The sequence below is a fragment of the Lutibacter sp. genome (assembly GCF_040883305.1).
Taxonomy (GTDB): domain Bacteria; phylum Bacteroidota; class Bacteroidia; order Flavobacteriales; family Flavobacteriaceae; genus Lutibacter.
On record NZ_JBFLKT010000138.1, the window covers coordinates 1 to 3,733 of the forward strand.

Annotated in this window: 5 protein-coding genes; all 5 read left to right on the forward strand. The window is 30.2% G+C overall.

Annotation, left to right across the window (positions count from 1 at the left end; translation table 11 throughout):
• Window positions 1-245: DUF6544 family protein (locus AB1Z17_RS04520; RefSeq protein ID WP_368050604.1), on the forward strand; the 245-nt coding region annotated here is incomplete at its 5' end.
• Window positions 169-384, forward strand: coding sequence for a DUF6544 family protein (locus tag AB1Z17_RS04525; protein ID WP_368050605.1), 216 nt, complete (start codon window positions 169-171; stop codon window positions 382-384). The genes AB1Z17_RS04520 and AB1Z17_RS04525, both read left to right, overlap by 77 nt.
• Window positions 385-1,053: 669 nt before the next feature.
• Window positions 1,054-1,419, forward strand: a complete 366-nt coding sequence (locus tag AB1Z17_RS04530; protein WP_368050606.1) for an arsenate reductase family protein — start codon at window positions 1,054-1,056, stop codon at window positions 1,417-1,419.
• A 69-nt stretch (window positions 1,420-1,488) separates the two neighbouring features.
• On the forward strand, window positions 1,489-3,426 hold the full coding sequence (gene ftsH, locus AB1Z17_RS04535; protein WP_368050607.1) for an ATP-dependent zinc metalloprotease FtsH: 1,938 nt from the start codon (window positions 1,489-1,491) through the stop codon (window positions 3,424-3,426).
• Between the two features lie 63 nt (window positions 3,427-3,489).
• A complete protein-coding gene (locus AB1Z17_RS04540) occupies window positions 3,490-3,639 on the forward strand; it encodes a hypothetical protein (RefSeq protein WP_368050608.1) in 150 nt (49 codons plus the stop codon).
• Window positions 3,640-3,733: the final 94 nt, after the last annotated feature.

The window sequence follows — 3,733 nt, forward strand, 5'->3', positions numbered from 1 at the left end:
CAATGATTCGGTATATGGCGGAAATGACTTGGTTTCCTTCAGCTGCTTTGGAAAATTATATGACTTGGGAAGGAATTAATTCAACTTCTGCTAAAGCTACATTTACTTACAATGGAAAAATAGTTTCAGGAGTTTTTAAGTTTTCTAATGAAGGTGAAATGAGTTCTTTTGAAGCACAACGTTATTACAACTCTGGAAAAGATACAACCTTGGAAAACCTGGTTTGTAACAACCCAAGAATATAAAAAATTTGATGGTTTTAAAATACCAACAAAATGTAGTGTGTTTTGGAAATTAAAAGAAGGAGATTTTAATTGGTTGGACTTTGAAATTTTTGATGTAAAATATAATACTATTAATTTAGATAAAAAGATGAACGAATGAATAGGTTTTTTTATTAAAAAGTATTAATTCTTAATTATGATTACAGTTCAATAGAATAAAAACGAAAATTAAAAATAAGGAATAAAAGATGAATCAAGAAAGTAAATTACTCTTTATTAAGAGTATCCACACTATTATCTGGGTCTTTTATAATGTGTGGTTATATTTTACTTATTGTATGCCGTAATCATCAATAAAATAGGCATATGGGTTTGGATTTGTACCGGCTTGGTTTTAATGGAGGGATTTGTGTTATTAATATTCAGAATGTTTTGTCCTTTAACTGTAATTGCTCGAAAATATTCAGATTCCAGCAAAGATAATTTTGATATTTTTTTACCAAATTGGTTGGCAAAATATAACAAATTGATTTACACAAGCATTTATGGAATTTCAATTCTTATTTTGATTTATCGAATGCTTTTCAATTAAAAAAACAAAAACATATTAACTAATAGTTACTCTAATTTTTTTTACAATAAAATAAAGCACATAATTGAAAGAAATAAATGGATAAATAAAACAAAACAATATAAACAAAAAGAAGAGAAGTGACCAACATCATTTTAAAAGTAACTTTTTTTAAATAATTTAGAACTAACCTAAAAAAGTTAAATGATAATAAATTTTAATAATATCGTACCATTTAGTAACGCATAAGAATAAATTATGGGAGAAATAGCTACATCAGAACGACAAATAACCCTGTTTTACAATTCAGAATCCATAAGAGCAAAACAAACCTTGGCGTATGCAAAAGCAGAAGGTTTGCCAATTTTAAAAATTGATATTTTAAAAACACCATTAACCGGAACCCAAATTGCAGAATTAGCAGATAGGTTAAATATGGAAATTAAAGATTTGGTAAATCAAGAACATCCAGCTTATATTTCAAAATTCGAGCATCATGATTTTTCTTCGGAAGATTGGATTAAAATGATTAAAAAAAATCCAGAAATTATGAAACAACCCATTGTGTTACGAGGTAATAAAACAATTTTAGTTGAAACACCTACAGATATTATAAAAATATAAAAATTAATAATTAAGTATTTAAGCGGTGTGGGTTGTTAATTTATATAGAAAACTAAATAAATTAAAATTATGGAGGGTTTAAAAAATAGTGATACTAATAATTCCCAAAAACCGTCACCAAAAGGCTATAAACCTAATTGGTTTTTTTTATTGCTGATGTCACTATTTATATTTTCATGGTTTTTTTTTCCGTCATTTAAAATTAAAGAAATTGGTTGGCAACAATTTGAACAAACAATGTTAGGTCAACATGATGTTGCTAAAATTGTGGTTATAAATAAAGAAGTTGCAGAAATTTATATCAAACAAGAAAAATTACGAGACCCAAAATACCAAGAATTAGCTAATGACTTGTTTTCCTCTAAAATAGGACCGCATTATAACATCACCATTGGCTCAGTAGAAAGTTTTGAAAATAAATTAGCAAAAGCACAAGAAGGATTTTCGTCGGAAGAAAAAATAGATATTCTTTATCAAAATAGAACTAATTTAATAGATACACTATTTTGGATCTTACCGTTTGCCATAATTATTCTTTTTTGGTTATTTATTTTCCGAAGAATGGGCGGTGGTAGTGGTCCTGGCAGTTCGCTTTTTAATTTCAGTAAAACAAATGCCAGAATTCTAGAAACAGAAGGTAAAAGCGCTGTAACTTTTAAAGATGTAGCAGGTTTAAAAGAAGCTAAAGTTGAAGTTATGGAAGTGGTGGATTTTCTTAAAAACCCAGAAACCTATACAAAGTTAGGAGCAAAAATACCTAAAGGAGTTATGCTCGTAGGACCGCCAGGAACAGGAAAAACGCTTATAGCTAAAGCTGTTGCAGGCGAAGCAAAAGTGCCATTTTTCTCAATGTCAGGTTCAGAATTTGTTGAAATGTTTGTTGGTGTTGGCGCCTCTAGAGTGCGCGATTTATTTAAGCAAGCAAAGAGTAAAGCACCAAGTATTATTTTTATTGATGAAATTGATGCCGTTGGTAGATCTAGAGGGAAAGTGAACGCTTTTCAGGCAAATGATGAGCGCGAAAGCACTTTGAACCAGTTACTTACAGAACTTGATGGCTTTGGGCCAAATACTGGAGTAATCGTTCTTGCTGCCACCAACAGACCAGATGTTTTGGATAAAGCCCTTTTGCGTCCAGGAAGATTTGATAGGCATATTTATTTAGAATTACCCAATAAAACTGAGCGTGAAGAAATTTTTAAAGTACATATTCGCAAGTTAAAACTTGCAAAAGATGTAGATATAAATGCTTTAGCTGCTTTAAGTCCAGGCTTTTCTGGAGCAGATATTGCCAATATTTGCAACGAAGCAGCACTTATTGCGGCGCGTTATAAAAAGCAGTTTATAGAACAGCGAGATTTTATGGAAGCCAGAGACCGTGTTATTGGAGGCTTAGAGCGTAAAAGTAAAATTATTTCCCCAATAGAAAAGAAAATTATAGCATATCATGAATCTGGTCATGCTATAGCGAGCTGGTATTTGGAGCATGTTGACTCTTTAGTAAAAGTATCTATTATACCAAGAGGAAAATCCTTAGGTGCTACTTGGTATCTTCCAGAAGAGCGTCAAATTATAACCAAAGCTCAATTTTTAGATCAAATATGTGCATCGTTAGGAGGGCGAGCAGCAGAAGAAGTTATTTTTAATGAAGTCTCATCTGGAGCTTTAGACGATTTGGAGAAAGTTACAAAACAAGCATATAATATGGTTGCTTTTTATGGTTTGGACAATGAAATTGGCCCTATGAGTTTTTACGATTCAACCGGTGAAAATGAACGCTTTTTAGGAAAACCTTATAGTGAAAATATGGCAATGTTAATAGATAAAGAAGTAAAGGATTTGATAGATACCTCTTATACAAGAACCAAAAATTTATTAACAAAACATAAAAATGAATTGGAAACTTTAGCAAAACTCTTATTGAAAAAAGAAGTAGTTTATTTAGAAGATCTTGAAATTATTTTAGGAAAGCGTACAAAAAAAAATCCAGAAAATAGTAGCGATTGATAAGAATCATTTTTACTCTCTAGTTTATTTGAGAACTTTAATAGTCAAAAAACGTTAAAAGTCATGAATCCAACAAAAACAATACTTATTTCCTTAATTATTGGAGGTTCCATAGGCTTTAAAGTATCACAGAACTATTTTCCAAAATTTGATTATGGCTACACAAAAGAAGGTGGAAATATAATAGTTAAAGAATTTAATATAAAACGCTAAAATACATATTATGAAAAACGAACTTATTTTTAATTCAGATTTACATTTTGAGCACAATCAATGGAAACGCGAACTTTTCTTTTGGGAAGATGAG